Origin of the sequence: Mucilaginibacter polytrichastri (assembly GCF_001911425.1) — a bacterium.
Taxonomy (GTDB): Bacteria; Bacteroidota; Bacteroidia; order Sphingobacteriales; family Sphingobacteriaceae; genus Mucilaginibacter; species Mucilaginibacter polytrichastri.
The window spans coordinates 935,314-954,021 of sequence record NZ_MPPL01000001.1; the positions used below are offsets into that span (position 1 = coordinate 935,314).

The 18,708-nt window shown below is 41.5% G+C and carries 19 protein-coding genes and 1 pseudogene; 16 read left to right on the plus strand and 4 right to left on the minus strand.

Annotation, left to right across the window (positions count from 1 at the left end; translation table 11 throughout):
• Positions 1–7 precede the first annotated feature (7 nt).
• The 4 genes from RG47T_RS04225 (at position 8) to RG47T_RS04240 (ending at position 3,624) form a co-directional block, all read left to right on the plus strand.
• Positions 8–1,186, plus strand: a complete 1,179-nt coding sequence (locus tag RG47T_RS04225) for an acyltransferase family protein (protein ID WP_074488269.1) — start codon at positions 8–10, stop codon at positions 1,184–1,186.
• Between the two features lie 90 nt (positions 1,187–1,276).
• The gene (locus RG47T_RS04230) at positions 1,277–1,621 is read left to right on the plus strand and encodes an RNA recognition motif domain-containing protein (protein ID WP_074488270.1); all 345 of its coding nucleotides are present in this window, start codon (positions 1,277–1,279) and stop codon (positions 1,619–1,621) included.
• Positions 1,622–1,769: 148 nt separating this feature from the next.
• Entirely contained in the window at positions 1,770–2,864 is a 1,095-nt protein-coding gene (locus tag RG47T_RS04235) for a phosphatidylinositol-specific phospholipase C1-like protein (RefSeq protein ID WP_074488271.1), read from the plus strand.
• 67 nt (positions 2,865–2,931) lie between these two features.
• A complete protein-coding gene (locus tag RG47T_RS04240; RefSeq protein WP_074488272.1) occupies positions 2,932–3,624 on the plus strand; it encodes a DUF2461 domain-containing protein in 693 nt (230 codons plus the stop codon).
• A gap of 23 nt (positions 3,625–3,647) precedes the next feature.
• On the opposite strand, the gene RG47T_RS04245 is transcribed toward RG47T_RS04240, so the two are convergent.
• Positions 3,648–4,115: an Lrp/AsnC family transcriptional regulator gene (locus RG47T_RS04245; protein ID WP_074488273.1), complete on the minus strand. Its 468-nt coding sequence runs from the start codon at positions 4,113–4,115 to the stop codon at positions 3,648–3,650.
• Between the two features lie 173 nt (positions 4,116–4,288).
• Between RG47T_RS04245 and RG47T_RS04250 the strand changes: the two genes are divergently transcribed.
• The 3 genes from RG47T_RS04250 to RG47T_RS04260 are packed head-to-tail and all read left to right on the plus strand — an operon-like array spanning position 4,289 to position 7,532.
• Positions 4,289–5,344: a PLP-dependent cysteine synthase family protein gene (locus RG47T_RS04250; RefSeq protein ID WP_074488274.1), complete on the plus strand. Its 1,056-nt coding sequence runs from the start codon at positions 4,289–4,291 to the stop codon at positions 5,342–5,344.
• Positions 5,345–5,384: 40 nt separating this feature from the next.
• Positions 5,385–5,831: a protein-disulfide reductase DsbD domain-containing protein gene (locus RG47T_RS04255; protein ID WP_074488275.1), complete on the plus strand. Its 447-nt coding sequence runs from the start codon at positions 5,385–5,387 to the stop codon at positions 5,829–5,831.
• Positions 5,832–5,858: 27 nt separating this feature from the next.
• A complete protein-coding gene (locus RG47T_RS04260; RefSeq protein ID WP_074488276.1) occupies positions 5,859–7,532 on the plus strand; it encodes a protein-disulfide reductase DsbD family protein in 1,674 nt (557 codons plus the stop codon).
• Between the two features lie 330 nt (positions 7,533–7,862).
• On the opposite strand, the gene ychF is transcribed toward RG47T_RS04260, so the two are convergent.
• Positions 7,863–8,960 (minus strand): redox-regulated ATPase YchF, encoded by a 1,098-nt coding sequence (ychF, locus tag RG47T_RS04265; protein WP_074488277.1) that lies wholly within the window; start codon positions 8,958–8,960, stop codon positions 7,863–7,865.
• Between the two features lie 236 nt (positions 8,961–9,196).
• On the opposite strand from ychF, the gene mgtE reads away from it, so the two are divergent.
• Both mgtE and RG47T_RS04275 read left to right on the plus strand, forming a co-directional pair.
• Complete coding sequence (mgtE, locus tag RG47T_RS04270) at positions 9,197–10,558, plus strand: magnesium transporter (protein ID WP_074488278.1); 1,362 nt, start codon at positions 9,197–9,199, stop codon at positions 10,556–10,558.
• 59 nt (positions 10,559–10,617) lie between these two features.
• Positions 10,618–11,112, plus strand: coding sequence for a hypothetical protein (locus tag RG47T_RS04275; protein ID WP_074488279.1), 495 nt, complete (start codon positions 10,618–10,620; stop codon positions 11,110–11,112).
• 76 nt (positions 11,113–11,188) lie between these two features.
• On the opposite strand, the gene RG47T_RS04280 is transcribed toward RG47T_RS04275, so the two are convergent.
• Together RG47T_RS04280 and RG47T_RS04285 are read right to left on the minus strand one after the other, a co-directional pair.
• Positions 11,189–11,518, minus strand: a complete 330-nt coding sequence (locus RG47T_RS04280) for a DUF3276 family protein (RefSeq protein ID WP_074488280.1) — start codon at positions 11,516–11,518, stop codon at positions 11,189–11,191.
• Between the two features lie 328 nt (positions 11,519–11,846).
• Positions 11,847–13,631 carry an ABC transporter ATP-binding protein gene (locus RG47T_RS04285; RefSeq protein WP_074488281.1) on the minus strand — a complete coding sequence of 595 codons (1,785 nt, stop codon included), beginning with the start codon at positions 13,629–13,631 and terminating at the stop codon, positions 11,847–11,849.
• Positions 13,632–13,801: 170 nt separating this feature from the next.
• Between RG47T_RS04285 and RG47T_RS04290 the strand changes: the two genes are divergently transcribed.
• The 7 genes and pseudogenes from RG47T_RS04290 to RG47T_RS26590 form a co-directional block, all read left to right on the plus strand.
• Complete coding sequence (locus tag RG47T_RS04290) at positions 13,802–14,890, plus strand: Glu/Leu/Phe/Val family dehydrogenase (RefSeq protein ID WP_074488282.1); 1,089 nt, start codon at positions 13,802–13,804, stop codon at positions 14,888–14,890.
• A 38-nt stretch (positions 14,891–14,928) separates the two neighbouring features.
• Positions 14,929–15,876 (plus strand): transcription antitermination factor NusB, encoded by a 948-nt coding sequence (gene nusB, locus RG47T_RS04295; RefSeq protein WP_074488283.1) that lies wholly within the window; start codon positions 14,929–14,931, stop codon positions 15,874–15,876.
• 7 nt (positions 15,877–15,883) lie between these two features.
• Entirely contained in the window at positions 15,884–16,360 is a 477-nt protein-coding gene (locus RG47T_RS04300; protein WP_074488284.1) for a DUF1573 domain-containing protein, read from the plus strand.
• 8 nt (positions 16,361–16,368) lie between these two features.
• Positions 16,369–16,698 (plus strand): preprotein translocase subunit YajC, encoded by a 330-nt coding sequence (gene yajC, locus RG47T_RS04305; protein ID WP_074488285.1) that lies wholly within the window; start codon positions 16,369–16,371, stop codon positions 16,696–16,698.
• 76 nt (positions 16,699–16,774) lie between these two features.
• Positions 16,775–17,722, plus strand: a complete 948-nt coding sequence (locus RG47T_RS04310) for a CdaR family protein (protein WP_074488286.1) — start codon at positions 16,775–16,777, stop codon at positions 17,720–17,722.
• Entirely contained in the window at positions 17,722–18,321 is a 600-nt protein-coding gene (gene coaE, locus RG47T_RS04315; protein ID WP_074488287.1) for a dephospho-CoA kinase, read from the plus strand. The genes RG47T_RS04310 and coaE overlap by 1 nt, the downstream gene beginning before the upstream one ends.
• Positions 18,318–18,708: pseudogene (locus tag RG47T_RS26590) on the plus strand (exonuclease); the annotation flags it as partial. The gene coaE and the pseudogene RG47T_RS26590, both read left to right, overlap by 4 nt.

Genomic DNA, 18,708 nt, shown 5'->3' on the forward strand with positions numbered 1-18,708 from the left:
CTTATCAATGTTAGATAAAGCAATAACCGCTAACCAAATAGAACCACAAAGTAAGCCTGCGCGCTTATATTCGTTAGATGCCTTACGCGGGTTCGATATGTTCTGGATTATTAGTGGTGAAGGAATTGTGCATGCGCTGGCCAGGGCCACAAACTGGCCGGTGCTATTATGGATGTCTGGACAGTTACACCATACTGATTGGAATGGCATTACTTTTTATGACATGATCTTCCCGCTCTTTTTATTTATAGCGGGTGTATCCATGCCATATTCTATAGATTATAAGTTATCTAAAGCCAATGTAAATACTGTAGCAGATTTACCCGGGGTAGAAAAAAACAAAATCTATATTTCCATGCTACGCCGAACGCTTATCCTGCTTTTTCTGGGGATGGTGGTAAATGGCTTATTTAAATGGAATGGTTATGAAAATACCCGGTTTGCAAGTGTGCTGGGCCGCATTGGGCTCGCCTGGTTTTTTGCGGGTATCATTTACCTTAATTTTAATTTAAAGGGTCAGCTCATTTGGTTTGCCGGCATTTTGCTGGGTTATTGGGCTGCCATGATGCTGATACCCGTGCCAGGCTATGGGGCAGGCGTTTTAACAATGAACGGCAGCCTGGAATCATATATCGACCGTTTGTTATTGCCCGGCAGGTTGCATGATAAGGTACATGACCCGGAGGGGATATTGTCTACCATCCCGGCAATGGGCAGTGCTATGCTGGGCATATTTACCGGCAGCTTTTTAAAAAGCAGTAATTTAAGCTGGCCCATGTGGAAAAAGGGTGTTGTGCTGTTTATTGCAGGCCTTATTTTAATAGCCGCAGGCTCTGTTTGGAACATATACTTCCCAATTAATAAACGCTTGTGGACAAGCTCTTTCGTGCTTTTTGTAGGCGGGTGGAGCGCTATTTTTTTAGCTGTATTTTATTTAATTATTGATGTTGCCGGTTATAAAAAGTGGGCTTTCCCGTTTTTAATTATCGGTGTAAATTCCATTTTTATTTACCTGGCGGCAGAAGGGGGAATTAACTTTCAGCATACGGCCAATTATCTTTTTGGAGGTTTAATTCAATATTGTACGCCGGTATGGCAGGCGGTATGGCTTGCAGTTAGTATTACGGTTACTCAGTTGCTGTTATTATATTTTATGTATCGAAAAAAAATCTTCTTTAAGATTTAATTGTTATAAGATGGAGGGAGCAAATTATCAAATGTCATTTGGTGGCTTTATAAGTTTGGCTAATAAACTCTTTAAACGATATTTGTAGCAATGGTTAAATTATTTATTGGGGGTTTTCCCCTGGATATATTAGAGATTGATCTGGTTAAACTGGTTAGCCCTTATGGCACAGTTAGTACCATTAAAATTGTAAGGGACAAGAAAACCGGTCAATGTAAAGGTTATGCATTTTTAGAAATGACGGATTTGGCAGGGGCAGAAAATGCAATTAGCGCACTGGACGGTACAGAAATGGGTAGCCGGGTATTAAGTTTAAATATAACTGAAGATAAGCCCCAACCCCAAAATAACTTCCCTAACAAACAGCCAAATTACACTAAAGTAACCGCGCCGGGTAGCTTGGGCAAACCTAAAAGACCGAGGCGATTGAGCTAACCCGTGTTTAGGCAAAACAAGATTTGAAGTGCGTTTCTTTAAAAAGGTAATGTGATTTAAGCATTGCCTTATTCGTTGTATGGTGATTTGTTAAAAGAAAAACTTGCCTGCCATGTGCTTTGCGGTTATTTAATACCTTAATATACGAATGAAAACGTTTTTAATTACCTTGCTGATCCTTGTTTTACCGGCTGTTAAGCTATCGGTTCCCGATGATTTGCCGATGAATAAAGTACAGGTCATCGGTTCACATAATAGTTACAAAAAGGCCATCGATCCGGCATTGTTTAAGTTATTTCAGCTTAAAGATTCTGCCTCTGCCAGTAAAATTGACTACGAGCATATCAGTATAATCGATCAACTGGATATGGGCTTGTTAAACCTGGAGATTGATGTTTACGCCGATGAAAAAGGAGGCCGGTATGCCCACCCCAAAGGATTGGACTGGGTTAAAAATCAACCAGATTTTGACCCGGAAGGCAAGATGAAAGAACCCGGTTTTAAGGTGTTCCATATCATAGATCTTGACTTTCGCAGCCACATGCTAACATTTAAAGATGGCTTGAAACAGTTAAGGGACTGGTCTTTGGCGCATCCAGATCACAATCCCATTTTTATTACATTAGAACCTAAAGACGGAGCCTCTAAAAGTCCGGCTTCAACCCAACCCGAAAAATTTACTCCCGCAATTTTCGACGAGCTGGATAAAGTGATGCTGGATAACCTGGGTAAAGACCAGATTATTACGCCCGATATGGTGCGCGGCAAATATAAAACACTGGAAAGCGCAGTACTGCACGATAATTGGCCAACGCTTAAAAAAGCTAAAGGTAAGTTCATTTTTGTTTTGGATGATCACGAAGCTAAGCGGGCAATGTATATTACCGGCCACCCATCTTTAAAGGGTAGGGTATTGTTTGCCAATGCAGACCCCGGTACGCCAGAAGCAGCCATGATGATCAGGAATGATCCTAAAAACCCGGAAATACCAAGCCTGGTTAAAAAAGGATACATCATCCGTACCCGTGCCGATGCTGATACAGAGCAGGCCCGCACCAATGACCGGTCGGATTTTACTGCTGCATGTAACTCTGGTGCACAAATCATCACTACAGATTACTATCTTAAAAGCACCCACTTTAAATCAGATTACGTGGTAAGCTTTGAAACCGGCAATAAGTATTTCAGGCTTAACCCGCTATTTATTGGCAGCGTTAAGGATACACAGGGAGCTAATAAATAACAGCCTGTAGCTATTTCCTCAAGCAAATAATCTCTCGTTTTTAAGGTTAAGATATACCTTTGATATCATGTCAAATCAACAAAAACATGTTCCGGCATCTGCCCTGATTTTTTTAAAATTGTTAGCGCAAAACAATAACCGCGATTGGTTTAATGCACATAAGGAGCAGTTTATAGAACAGCAAACATATATAGAAGCATTTGCCGGGTTGTTACTGGCCGAACTAAATACACACGATGTAATAGAAACGTTATCAGGTAAAAAGAGCCTGTACCGTATCTACCGGGATACGCGTTTCTCGACTGATAAAACACCTTACAAAGGTGGCTGGAGCGGTAATTTTAAACGGGCTACCAAACTACGCAGAGGCGGGTATTACTTCCATATAGAACCGGGTAATAATTTTGTTGGCGGTGGTTTTAGAAATCCTAATGCGGCTGATCTTAAGCTGATCCGTAACGATATTGCGTTTGATGACGCGCCATTGAGAAATATATTACAGAGCGAATCATTTATCAGCACATTTAATGTTTTACAAGGAGAACAGCTAAAAACCGTACCTCAGGGTTTTGATGCCAACAATGCAGGCATTGATCTGCTACGTTATAAGCAGTTTTTATTGATCCGGAAGTTTACAGATGAAGAAGTACTCAGTTCATCTTTTCTGAAAGAAGCCAGCCGGACATTTAAAAATATGCGACCGTTTTTTGATTACATGAGCAGCGTTTTAACAACAGATATTAACGGACTGGAAATTTGAGAAGCATTACCAGTTATTCCCATCTATAAAGGATAAGCGGTATCGCTTTTGGTTTCAGATAAAACAAAGAAACTTTGCACGGTTGTAATATTAGGCAGCGTGGCTAATTTGTTTCTGTAGAAGCTGTGGTATGCTTCCATATCACTGGTGGCAATACGCAAAATAAAATCGAATGTGCCCGTCATCTGGAAGCACTCCATTACCTCATCAAATTTAATTACTTCCTGTTCAAAGGTATTCAGGGTATCTGCAGTATGGTCATTCAACAACACCTGGCTAAATGCGATGAGGCTTCTGTTAATCTTTTTTCTATTAAGTATTGCCACAACCCGCTGAATGTATCCCTGCTCTTTTAGGCGTTTAACCCGCTCGTGAATAGTAGCTATAGACTTGTGCAGCTTAAACGATATTTCCTTGTTAGTCAGGGAAGCATCGCGCTGCAAAAGCTTTAAAATCTCGATGTCTGTGGTGTCTAATTCTGAATTGATCATAATGTATAAAAAACGGCAGTGAAAAAAAGTACAGGCATCAAGTATTAAAGCTTTACTATACTGAAAATAACATCGCTTAATTGCCAAATAACCATAAAATTTATGGATTATTTGATAATGGTTGTAATAATTATTGCCAATACCGAATTTTATTCGCTTAAAGCACAGTAATGATGGCAGTAGTAGCGGAATTAGAGCCTTTAAGCGCAAGCATGGAGGATAAATTTAAACACTTATGGCATTTGGTTGGCAACACCCCGATGTTAGAACTTCAGTATACGTTTAAGGGTAAGCCTGGTAATATTTATGTTAAGTGTGAGCATTATAATCTTACAGGTAGTATTAAAGACCGCATGGCCCTGCATATTCTTTACCAGGCTTATAAAAATAACCGCATAAAACCTGGTGATACCATTGTTGAGGCTACCAGTGGTAACACCGGTATTTCTTTTGCCGCCATAGGTAAAGCATTAGGGCACAACGTAGTAATATGGATGCCCGAATGGTTAAGTAAAGAGCGAAAAGACATCATTAGTAGCCTTGGTGCCAAAATTAACCTGGTTAGCAAAGCCGAAGGCGGCTTTAAAGGCAGTATCGGCCTGGCCGAAAGTATGGCGGCAGAAGACGATACCGTCTTTCTGCCCCGCCAGTTCGAAAATATTTACAATGCAGAGGCTCACGAAATAACTACCGGGCCGGAAATCTGGAAGCAGTTAGCCGCTGAGAATCTTGTACCCGATGCTTTTGTGGCAGGGGTAGGCACAGGTGGTACCGTAATGGGGATAGGGTCTTATTTAAGAAAGATGAAACCCGAGGTAAAGATCCATCCGCTCGAGCCTGCCGAATCGCCAACACTTACTACCGGTTATAAGGTTGGCAGCCACAGAATTCAGGGTATTTCTGACGAGTTTATACCTGCCATTGTGAAGCTTAATGAAATGGATGAAATAGTGCAGGCTAATGATGGCGATGCTATTATTATGGCCCAAAAACTCTCGAGAGAGCTGGGGCTGGCTGTTGGTATCTCGGCAGGCGCAAATGTAATTGGAGCTATTAAACTACAGCAAAAAATGGGTTTAGATAAAACCATTGTAACCCTGCTTTGCGATAGTAACAAAAAATATTTGAGCACAGACCTTGTTAAAGAAGAGCCTATAAAGGAAGGTTATGTATCAACCCAAACCATATTTACAGGATACCGCCCCATCAGCAGGTTAAGTAGGGCTTAATCATCCATACATATCATAGACTAAAAACACATCAAATTACATGAAAAAAATACTAACTGCAGTTGTATTACTGCTGATGCTAACCCAGGTAAAAGCCCAAATATTAACCCCGGTACATTGGAGTTACGCTGCTAAAAAGTTGCCCAACAACGAGGCTGTAATATTTATTAAAGCCACAATAGACCAAGGCTGGCACGTATACTCTCAAAGTGTTAAAGATGGCGGCCCTGTTAAAACCACCATAACCATTAAGCCATCTAAAAATTATAGCATTATTGGTACAACTACCGAACCTACGCCAATAACCAGGTTTGAAAAAGCTTTTAGTATGGATGTAAGCTATTTTGAGGGATCAGTAATATTTCAGCAAAAAATAAAACTGAAAGAAGGGCAAGCTATCGTAACCGGAACTTTGGAGTACATGACCTGTAACGATAAGCAGTGTTTACCTCCGGACGATATTGATTTCAGCATACCTGTAAAATAATTAAGAACAGCACCCGGAACTGATTTAATGAAGAAATTTATATTCATACAGCTGTTATTGGCTTGCATTATCATTAGTAATGCTACTACGCTTATAGCGCAAGATACGGTATCAACAGCGGGCGTAGAATTTACGCCTGCCGCACCTGTATCTTCTTCTGCCACTCAAGCTGTATCTGCCACAAAAGATATTGGCCAAACAAAGGTAGTTAGCAAGGCTGCGGTAAAGAAAGCAACGAAAGCTGCTGGTAAGAAAGAAGCCAGGCAAACGCTTTGGGCTATCTTTTTAGCCGGGCTGGCAGGTGGCTTTGCTGCTTTATTGATGCCATGCATTTTCCCTATGTTGCCGCTTACAGTAAGTTATTTTACCAAAACAGCCAGCGATAAAGGTTCGGCAGTGGGTAAGGCTATTATATATGGCATCTCCATTATGGTAATCTACGTGGTACTGGGCTTGCTGGTAACTATTATTTTTGGTGCCGATGCGCTCAATAGCTTATCAACCAATGGCATCTTTAATTTTGGATTTTTCTTATTAATAGTGGCGTTTGCAGCCTCGTTTCTGGGGGCGTTTGAATTAAACCTGCCCAGCAAATGGGTAAATAAAATGGATGCCAACGCTGATAAGGGGGGTATGATGGGTTTGTTTTTCATGGCAGCCACACTATCACTGGTGTCATTTAGCTGTACGGGGCCAATTATTGGTTTCCTGTTGGTACAGGCTGCTACCAGTGGTGCTTTATTAGGCCCTGCAATTGGTATGCTGGGTTTCTCTTTTGCTTTGGCTATTCCGTTTGCATTGTTTGCCATGTTTCCAAGTTGGATGAACTCGCTGCCAAAATCGGGTGGCTGGTTAAACAGCGTAAAAGTTACCCTGGGTTTTTTGGAGCTGGCATTATCACTGAAGTTTTTGAGTAATGTTGACCTGGCTTATCACTGGCATTGGTTTGATCGTGAAATTTTCCTGGTGCTGTGGATAGTTATTTTTGCACTTATGGGCCTTTATCTGTTGGGTAAACTCACCTTTAGTCATGATAGTCCGCTGCCGTTTATTGGTGTACCACGTCTGTTTCTGGCGATAATCGTACTATCATTCACCATGTATATGGTACCAGGCTTATGGGGAGCGCCGCTTAAATCAATCAGTGCGTTTTTACCACCGCAGTCTACGCAGGATTTCGATCTGTCAATCCCCGGTAATACGAGTATGATGAGTGCTGCTGCGGATACAAATTCACGTAAATACGCTGATCTGTTTGATAAGCCCAAAGGCTTTAATCCATACTTTGATTACGACGAAGGCCTGGCTTATGCTAAAAAGGTGCACAAACCGGTTATTATTGACTTTACCGGGCATGCCTGTGTTAACTGCCGAAAAATGGAAGCCAATGTATGGCCGGACAAACAAGTGTATCAAAAAATTACGCAGGATTATGTATTGATTCAGCTATATGTTGATGATAAAACAGACCTGGCCGTAGCAGAGCAAAGCATAACAAAAGAGGGGAGAGCAATAAAAACGATTGGAAACAAATGGAGCTATTTGCAAACATCCAAGTTTCAAGCTAATTCGCAGCCGTTTTATGTATTGCTTAACCCGGTAACGCAGCAACCGTTGGTTACACCACAGGGGGCGGATTTTGATCCGGCGAGTTATCTTAAATACTTAGATAGCGGGCTTAAGGCTTATGGGGCCTTATGATGAAGTATTAGTTAAAATAGTAATGGCAATCATGTCCTTAATTGGTTTGGCTGCATTATATGTTATTATCCGGATGATTGTCAATCGCTGTAAAGGCAAAGATGAGTTAGACGGATTACTATAAAAAAGTCTTCATTCGTTCTTTAATTAGTTAGTTTAGTTAATTAAGTAAACAAAAGCATCCTCAGAAGCGGATGCTTTTTGTGTTTGTAGAACTTTTTAGAATATTATAAAATCCATAATCAGTCACAAAAAAACCCGGTATGCATTGATCTGAATACCGGGGTTTTTGTTTTGTCTCTTGTTTCTAGATTCTTGCTTCTACAAAACCTATACGTTAAAACGGAAGTGCATAATATCGCCATCCTGTACAATGTAGGTTTTACCCTCAACACCCATTTTGCCGGCTTCTTTACAAGCAGCCTCCGAGCCATATTTAACAAAGTCATCGTACTTAATCACTTCGGCGCGGATAAAACCTTTCTCAAAATCGCTGTGAATTACGCCGGCAGCCTGTGGGGCGGTAAAGCCCTGGGTAATGGTCCAGGCGCGTACTTCCTGTACACCTGCGGTAAAGTAGGTGCTTAGTTTTAAGAGTTGGTAAGCAGCTTTAATTAGCTTATTTACGCCCGATTCCTCCAAACCAAGGTCATCCAAAAACATCTGGCGTTCTTCGTAAGTTTCCAGTTGTGCAATTTCAGATTCTATCTGGGCCGAGATGATCAGCACGCGTGCGTTCTCACCTTTAACAGCTTTTTTAACCTGCTCCACGTAAGCATTGCCGGTATTAACCGATTTTTCTTCTACGTTACAAACGTACATTACAGGTTTTGCGGTAAGCAGCCACAGGTCTTCAATAACGTCCTGGTCTTCCTCGGCAACCGGGGCAGTACGGGCAGATTTACCTTCCAGTAAGTGGTTTTTGTAAACGGTTAAAATTTCTTGTGCACGTTTAGCATCCTTATCGCCAACCTTGGCCGATTTTTCTACCTTTTGCAGTTTTTTCTCTACCGAATCCAGATCTTTCAACTGCAGTTCGGTATCAATAATTTCTTTATCGCGAATAGGGTCTACAGAGCCATCCACGTGTATCACGTTATCGTCATCAAAGCAACGCAAAACGTGGATGATGGCATTGGTAGCACGGATATTACCTAAAAATTGGTTACCCAAGCCTTCTCCTTTACTGGCACCTTTAACAAGGCCGGCAATGTCAACAATTTCTATCACGTTAGGCACCACGCGTTGCGGGTTCACCAGTTCGGCCAGCTTTGTCATGCGCTCATCCGGCACAGTAATTACGCCTATGTTTGGTTCAATGGTACAAAACGGAAAGTTTGCCGCTTGTGCCTTTGCATTTGATAAACAGTTAAAAAGTGTCGACTTACCCACATTTGGCAAGCCTACTATACCACATTGTAAACCCATTTTTATTTCTTGTTATTAGTATATCGAGTTATTGGTGTACTGGTTATCAGTTATAATTATTATGTTATTAAACGCAATTTAATAACATAATAATCCTGTAATTCAATAACCCCAGTCTCCAGAAAAATCCCGCAAAGATAACATAAAATTCATCGGGATAATTTGAAAAAATAAACGACTTTTGCGACCGTTAGCAGTTTATTAAAATACACCAATGTAAAAAAGGAGTTACCGGTATGGAAGAAATGGTTGAGCAAGTAGAAACGTTGCTGGAGCAAGGTGATATAAACCAGTTACAAGATTATTTGAATAACCTCCACATATCGGACGTTGAGCAACTGATTGACGAACTACCCGAGCATGCAGCCATGTTTTTGGAAACCCTTTCATTAAACCGGGCTGTTAACGTATTCAGAATTCTGGATTTCCCTACCCAGGAACGCATCATTAAAAAACTTTCGGGCAAAAAAATTGCTGAACTTATTAATGAGTTGCCGCCCGATGACCGTACCGCACTATTTGGCGAGCTGCATGGCGATACCGTTAAAAGCCTGATACTGCACCTGCCCCCCAATGACCGTAAAGAAGCGCTTTCACTTTTAGGATACAAGGAAGATAGCGTTGGCCGCTTAATGACACCCGATTATATTGCTGTTAAAAAAAACTGGGACGTGCAGCGGGTATTAAGCCACATACGGCGCTTTGGTAAAAACTCGGAAACTATTGATGTTATTTATGTAATTGATGATAAGGGTGTGTTGCTGGATGATATCCGGATCCGCGAGATCTTATTGGTAGCACCCGAAACCAACATTATTGATTTGATGGATAGCCGCTTGATTGCGCTTAATGTAAACGACCCGCAACAGGAAGCTATTAACATATTCAGGATGAATAACCGGGTAGCATTGCCGGTAACCGACAAGGATAATATTTTATTAGGTATAGTAACCGTAGATGATATCCTTTGGATAGCCAACGAAGAGTATACCGAAGACATACAAAAAATAGGGGGTACCGAGGCTCTGGATGAGCCTTACCTGGATATCCCCCTATTAAGGCTGGTAAAAAAACGGGTAAGCTGGCTAATTATTTTATTTTTGGGTGAGATGTTAACCGCTACCGCCATGGGCTTTTTTGAAGGTGCTATACAGAAGGTGGTTGTTTTGGCTTTGTTTATTCCATTAATTATATCAAGTGGCGGCAACAGCGGTTCGCAGGCTTCTACGCTAATTATACAGGCTATGGCACTGGGCGAAGTTACCGTTGCCGACTGGTGGCGGGTAATGCGCCGCGAGTTGCAATCGGGCTTTCTGCTGGGGTTAACGCTGGGTACTATCGGCTTTTTTCGTATTTATATCTGGACTCTGTTTAGCAACGTATATGGCCCGCATTGGATACTGGTAGGGCTTACTGTAGGTATAGCGCTGGTAGGTATTGTATTATGGGGCTCATTGGCGGGCTCTATGCTGCCCCTGCTGTTAAAACGCCTGGGCTTAGACCCTGCAACCTCATCTGCGCCGTTTGTGGCTACGCTGGTTGATGTTACCGGGCTAATTATTTACTTTTCGATAGCCGTTTTAATTATGCGGATTTAAATGTTGTTTCATTCTCAGTGTTTTATATCTTTAGCTTAAACTCTAAATCATAATTACACATGGAAGAAACTGTTATCCACGAGGAAGCCACTCATGCGCCCGACCCGCGCGATCTTGTATTAACTCCCGAAGCTCAGTATTATCTCAATGAAGGTGCAGGCTGGGCCAAATTTTTAGGTGTAGCAGGCTTTATTGGCTGCGGCTTTATCCTCATTTTAGCATTCTTTATCAGTACCATTTTTAGTATGGCCGGAAGAATGTCGCCAAATCCAAATCCGTCGTTACAGTCAGGTATGGGGGCATTTGTAGGGGTGATATATGGTTTGATGGCTTTATTGTATTTTTTCCCTTCACTATATGTATACAAGTTTGGTGTCAATGCTAAAAAGGGGATCTTAATACGAGATTCTGCCGATATTACTTTAGCAGTAATTAAGCTGAAATCATTTTTGAAATTCTGGGGCGTTTTAATGATTATAAGCCTCGCATTTGGTGTTTTATGTATTATCGGCCTAATTGCGGGTGCCGGTGCACTTTCACATTTACAGCGATAACAAGAATGGCTATATACTAAAGAAGCCCTGTTCTATTACCAGAACAGGGCTTCTTTAGTATATAGCTTATAAATACTTATATCTCGAAAGAGAAATCTTCGTCGGCTGTTTTGGCAACTTCAACGCTGTCACCAAATTCATAGCGTTTTTCAACAACTTCCTGGTTGGATTTGATATAGTCGACAGTGGTTTTAAGGCCTTCCGCAAATTTTTCAAAATCTTCTTTGTATAAAAAAATCTTGTGTTTTACAAAAACACCATCCTCGAGGCGCTTTTTGCTTTCTGTTACGGTAATGTAATAATCGTTTGATCGTGTAGCCTTAACATCAAAAAAATAAGTTCGCTTGCCCGCCCTTACCTTTTTTGAGAAAACCTCTTCCCGCTCTCTGTTGTCAAAATCTCCCATGTTTAAAAGTGTTGTCTTAGTTTGATTGGGATAAATATAAATAAATTTTCATTCTGCAAGTAATATTTGAAATATTGTTTAAAATATTTAAAACAATTTCAAAAAAAGAAACTGAAGTGCAAAAAGCGTGGCTGACATGAAGAATATATAAATGCACTATGGGTGCCTGCAATATTAGTGCTTTTAGTAGTTAGGTTATTATTAAGTATTAAGCCAGTTAATAATCGTATTATAAATATATCTGTGTTGAAAAATCTTAATTAGCGAGGTGATAGGTGCTATACTTGTAAATACGGCAATATTATATGACCTTAATACTTTCCGTTTGCTAAGCGTTTTCCTGCTCTTCTAATAGTTGTTTTTCATACAGCTCGAAATAGGCACCCCTTTGCTGCATTAAAAAATCGTGGTTGCCGCGCTCAATAATTTCGCCACGGTCCATTACTAATATTTGGTCCGCGTTTTTAATGGTCGATATGCGGTGGGCTATAATGATGCTGGTTTTGCCATTCATAATCTGGCCCATATTATTTAATATCTCTTCTTCGGTACGGGTATCAACCGCCGAGAGGCAATCGTCAAATATCAGGATCTGCGGCTGCTTAAAAATAGCCCTTGCAATAGATACACGCTGCTTTTGCCCGCCCGATAGGGTAATGCCGCGCTCGCCTATCATGGTGTCGAAGCCCTTGTCAAATTCAATAATATTTTTGTAAACAGCAGCATCTTTGGCCGCCTGCTCCACACGTGGCTGGTCCATTATATCGGCGCTAAAGGCAATATTACGGCCAATGGTGTCTGAGAACAGAAAAACTTCCTGCGGCACAAAGCCAACCTGCGAACGGTAATTTTCCAGGTCGATGTTGTCAACTGTTTTATCATCAATCATAATATGGCCCTTGTCTGCATCGTACATCCGCATAATTAAATTGGCCACGGTTGATTTTCCCGAACCTGTACGGCCAATAATAGCCACCATTTCGCCCGGATTTGCAGTAAATGAAACAGATTTTAAAGCCTCTATCCCGGTTTCGGGATAGGTGAAAGATACCTTGTCGAATGTGATTTGTCCGCCTACATGATGCGGCGCTCCGGTAGAAATGATCTCCGATTTTTCGTGCAGAAACTCATTGATCCGTTTTTGCGAAGCCGCTGCGCGTTGTATCAGCGAGGTAACCCAGCCCAGTGCTATTACCGGGAAGGTAAGCTGGTTTAGGTATACAATAAACTCGGCAATGTTACCGGGTGTAACTGTACCTTTCATTACCTCAACACCGCCTACATAAATAATTATGATATTACTAATACCAATGAGCAAGAGCATTAAAGGGTAAAATAAGGCCTGTACTTTTACAAGCGCCATCGAATGCGTTTTGTAACTGTTGCTTTCTGCAGTAAAGCTATCGCGGATAAAATTTTCGCGCACGTATGATTTTATAACCCTGATGCCCGAAAACGTTACCTGTACAAAGCTGGAAAGTGCCGATAAGCGTTCCTGAATTTTCTCGCTGCGAAAGTTGATGATACTGTTTACGTAATAAATAACAAGTACCAATACAGGCAGCGGTAATACAGAGAAAAGCGTTAGCCTTACGTTAACAGTAAGCATCATGCCAACGGTCAACACAAAAACAGCCAGGGTATTGGCGGTATACATAATGCCGGGGCCTAAGTACATGCGTACGCGGCTTACATCTTCTGTAGCGCGGTTCATCAGATCGCCGGTACTGTGGCGGCGGTAAAACGCTAATGACAGCTCCTGGTAATGCCTGTAGATCAAATTTTTGAGATCGTACTCAATATGGCGGGACATCAGTATTAATGTTTGCCGCATAAAAAACAGGAACATGCCACGCAGCAGGGCTAGTATCAGCACAAGTACGCCAAATAAAAACAGGCTGGAGCCAAATATGTCGTAAATAACATTTTGCTTTTCGAAGCCGGAATAAAGGCGGTATATGGCAATGTTTTCGGTAACGAGGTCAAATGCCACGCGGATAACCTGTGCGGGTAGCACACCAAAAACATTGGATATGATGACAAACAAAATACCCGGAATAAAGTGCCAGCGGTATTTGAGAAAAAATTTATTCAGGTAAGCGAGATCTTTCATTTATATGCTGCAAAAATAAGGTATTGGTAGTAGAAAGATGCAGGAAACAAGAGACAACAGACAAGATATGGCTGTCGTCTTGGCTCTTGATTCTTGTTTCTTGCTTCTAAAGCTTGCTGCATCCAAAAAAACCGCTACTTTTGTAACGAACTTATTCACCACCGAGCGCAATGTTATCTACGGATGCTTCCCCTAATACCCTGTTTGACCTCCTGAATGCGTTCGGTCATCAAAAAGTTGTTTTCTGTAATGATCCCGATACCGGCCTTAAGGCTATCATCGCCATACATAATACCACGCTGGGCCCTGCTTTGGGCGGTACCCGCATGTGGGCTTATAAAACAGAACATGATGCTTTAAAAGATGTATTGCGTCTTTCAAAAGCGATGACCTATAAAGCTGCCATGTCTGGTTTAAATTTGGGCGGTGGCAATGCAGTAATCATAGGCGACCCCCGTAAAGATAAATCTGAGGCACTAATGCGCAGGTTTGGCCGTTTTATTAAAAATCTTAACGGTGAATTTATCACCGCAGAAGATATGGGCACCAACCCTAAGGATATGGAGTATATCCGTATGGAGACCGAACATGTAACCGGCGTACCGGAAACCATGGGTGGCAGCGGCGACCCAACCCCCATAGCAGCTAAGGGTGTTTTTATGGGTATTAAAGCATCTGTTAAAGAGCTTTATGGTAATGATTCATTAGCGGGCCGGTCTGTATTGGTACAGGGTATAGGCCATGTGGGCGAAAACCTGGTAAAATTGCTTCGCGAAGAAAATACCAAGGTTTACGTAAGTGATATTAATGAAGAGCGCGTTGTGCAGGTAGCCAAAAAATACGGTGCGGAGGCAGTTGCCAACCACACTATATTTGATCTTAACGCCGAAATTTATGCGCCTTGTGCACTGGGTGGTACTATAAATACCAGCACCATTGCCAAGTTAAAGTGTGCTATTATAGCGGGCTCGGCAAATAATCAGCTCGAGGACGAAACCATCCACGGCAAAATGTTGTTGGACAAAGGCATTTTATATGCGCCAGATTATGTGATTAATGCCGGGGGCTTAATTAATTGTTATTCGGAACTGATGGGCTTTAGCAAGAAACGCACCCTGCAGCTTACCGAAAATATTTATGATGCCACACGCAATGTATTAAAGCTATCAAAAGCCGAAAGTATAAGCACCATTGAAGCTGCTAATAAAATAGCAGAGAAGCGCATAGCCGATATCAGAAAAATAAAATCATCATATTAATACAAAAACCGGGCTTTGCCCAAAATCGTTCTTATTAAATGTTAAACAGAAGGCACCTTAGGGTAAAAGTATTACAAGCATTATATGCTTATTACCAAACAGAGAAAACAGACCTGAAACACCATGAAAAAGGGTTGTTGCAGAGTATAGACAAGGTTTATGAGATGTACATCTGGATGTTGTCGCTCATTGCCGAGGTGGCAAACCATGCCATTACGGATGCCGAAGAGCGTGCCAACAAATATCTGCCTACGGCGGATGATCTGAAACCCAACCTCAAGATCACAGAAAACCGTTTCCTGGTTTCATTAATTCAAAATGGCGATTACATTGCCGCTGTAAAAAGATATAAAGTATCGTGGGATTTTGATCCTGAGCTTTCTAAAGCATTATTTACCATCCTTAAAAACTCACCTGAATATACTGAGTATTTAGAATTTAAGGATGATACCATCCAAACAGACAAAGACATTATAAAATTCATTTTCAAAAAAGTGATCCTGAAATCGTCACTGGCTGAGCAGGTATTTGAAGATAAATTTATTGTATGGCCGGTTGACAGGGATGTATTACAGGCCTTAATTGCCAAAACATTCAAAAACTTCTCGTACGATGAGCCGTCTAAAAACAAACTTGCCGAAGTTACCGGTAACTGGGAAGAAGACCGCGAGTTTATTGTGAACCTATTTGAAGAAACCATTCGCCATAACGACCAATACCAGGATTTAATAGGTGCCAAAACCCAAAACTGGGAACCTGAGCGTATTGCCATGATGGATACGCTTTTAATGAAGATGGCTATTGCCGAATTTATTAACTTTGCTTCGGTACCTGTTAAGGTGACTATAAATGAGTACCTGGAGATAGCTAAGGAGTTTAGTACGCCAAAAAGCAACTCGTTTATAAACGGTATATTGGACAAAATTTTATTTGAACTTAAAGCCGAAAATAAGATCCGTAAAACCGGAAGAGGATTAATTGAATAAACCCCATATGAAAAAAGTTTTCTTAGGTATTATAGCCGCCAGTTTATTGGTAGCCTGTAATTCAAATTCAGCTAAAACAAATCAAGCTTCTAATACAGATACAGTTGGTTCTGCTGCTACCAAAGCAGGGGCTACCGTGGCAAATGTACCTGCAGGCGATTTACCTGCCATGAAATTTGAGCATGAAACGCACGATTTTGGCAAAATTAAAGGCGGCGACCTTGTGCATTATGATTTTAAATTTACCAATACTGGTAAATCGCCGTTAATCATCACCAATGCTACGGCAACATGTGGTTGTACAAAGCCCGAATTTCCTAAAACACCAGTTGCACCAGGCGCGTCAGATGTAATTAAGGTAACCTTTAACAGTGCCGGTAAAATGGGTTTACAGGATAAGCAAATTACAATTACGGCCAATACCAACCCCGCTGAAACCAGGGTACACCTGATAGGCGATGTAACCAATCCAACAAGTAATTAATTTATAAAATGATAGCAACAATTCTATTACAAGCTGCAGCAGGTGGTTTAGGTAGCATGGGTTCATTGATCCCGATGGTACTCATCATTGTAGTATTCTACTTTTTTATGATCCGCCCGCAAATGAAAAAGCAAAAGGATCAAAAAAAATATGTTGAAGAGCTTAAAAAAGGTGATAAAGTAGTTACCACAGCTGGTATCCACGGTAAAATTGCCGAAATTGGCGAAACAACTTTTACAGTTGAAGTTGATAATGGTGTTAAAATACGTTTCGATAAAACTTCTATATCATTAGAGGCATCAAAAGCGTTAAATACACCACTGGCAGTAAAGGCATAACAAAAGCTTTTTGATATAAAATGCCGTTCAGTTGTAAATAATTGAGCGGCATTTTAATTTAAATAAACATCAACCCATGGCAATCGTAAAATTATCAGCATCAGAGCGCAGGCGCCTTTCGGCGTTTATAACCTGCCTGGTACTTGCTGCGGCCGCCTGGATGCTAAGCAGTTTAACTAAAAACTATAATTATAAAGTTAAGCGCCTGCTGGTTTACAACAATATGCCGCAGCGCAGGGCTTTCAGGGCCTTACAGTCAGACACGGTTGATGCCATTGTTGAGGGTAGTGGATGGGAAATGCTGTTCTCAAAATTTCGCCCGGTTGATAAGCGCGTTAATGTAGATCTGCATTCGTTAGAAAGCAAGAGCTTTATAGCCCTTAACAGCCAGCTGGAGCATATCAATCAGCGGAAAGAGCCTGAACAAAAGATCATCAGCTTTGATCCGGATACGCTTTATTTTGATTTTACTAATCGCAGTACGAAGAAAGTACCGGTAAAACTGCTCTCTGCTATTGAATATCAATCCCAGTTTGCTAACTCGGGTAATGTGGTTATCACTCCGGCCTATGTAACGCTAAGCGGCCCCAGTAACGTGATTGATAAAATTACTACCTGGAACACCGACTCGCTTAAGCTGGATGCTGTAAATGAAACAGTAAGCACCCGTGTAAACCTGCAAACGGTACATGAAGCTAATCTAAGTATTTACCCTAAAACAGTGCAGGTAAAAATGCCTGTTGATGAATATACCGAAAAAACGCTCGAGATACCTGTAAAGCTAACCGGTAATGTGCATTACTATGATGTAAAGATCTTTCCGCAAAAGGTAAAGGTTACCTTCACTACATCATTAAGCAAATACCCGGACCTGGACGAAGATTTCTTTGAGGCAACAGCCGATTTAAACCTTTGGAGCGATCGTAATTATACCGTATTGCCGGTAATGCTTAACCGTATACCGCCATTTTGCAAAATAGTAAAGATAGAGCCGCAAAACATTGATTTTATTGTGAAAAAGTAATGTTAAAAGTAGGAATCACCGGTAATATAGGCAGTGGTAAAACCACGGTAAGCAAAATATTTGAATTGCTTGGTGTGCCGGTTTTTTCTGCAGATGCTGCTGCAAGATATGTAATGACCAATGATCAGGAGCTGATCGGCGGCATTAAAGCATCCTTCGGCGATGAATCTTATTTTGAAGACGGCAGTCTGAACCGTAAATACATTGCAGGTAAAGTGTTTAATGACCCTGCCGAGTTGGCTAGGCTCAATGCCTTGGTTCACCCCGCCACATTCAGGGCTTTTGATAGCTGGTCGAGAGAGTTTCCAAATGCCCCTTATCTGCTTAAAGAAGCCGCCATATTATTTGAAAGCGGTTCATACAAGTTGTGCGATTACAGCATCATTGTAACTGCCCCAAAAGAGGTTAGGATGCAACGCGTAATAGCCCGCGATGATATCAGTATAGAAGAGGCACAAAGCCGTGATGCCCGCCAGATGCCCGAAGAAGAGAAGATTAAACTGGCCGATTTCCGCATTAAAAATGATGATTCTGAATTAGTAATACCGCAAGTGCTTGCCCTTCATCAGCAGTTTTTAGCGCTTGCCCAAACCAAATGATACTCGACGACTTTATTTACCTTGACGATAAAGGCATTTACTGTCCTTACGGCGATTTCTATATAGACCCTAAACAGCCTGTGCCACTGGCTGTAATATCACACGCCCATGCAGACCATGCGGTGAGTGGTAATACCGAAGTGTATTGTACCGAGCCAACAGCTGCTTTTATGCAGTTACGTTATGGCAAAATGGCTGCAAAGGTGTTTAACCTGGTTGGCTGGCACCAGCCGTTTAAAATTAAGGATGTGCAAATCACCTTTAGCTCTGCCGGCCATATGCTGGGTTCGGCCATGATACTGATGGAATACCAGGGCAGCAGTTACCTTTACACCGGCGATTTTAAGTTACAGCCCGATGCCACCTGCGAGCCGATAGCGTGGCACA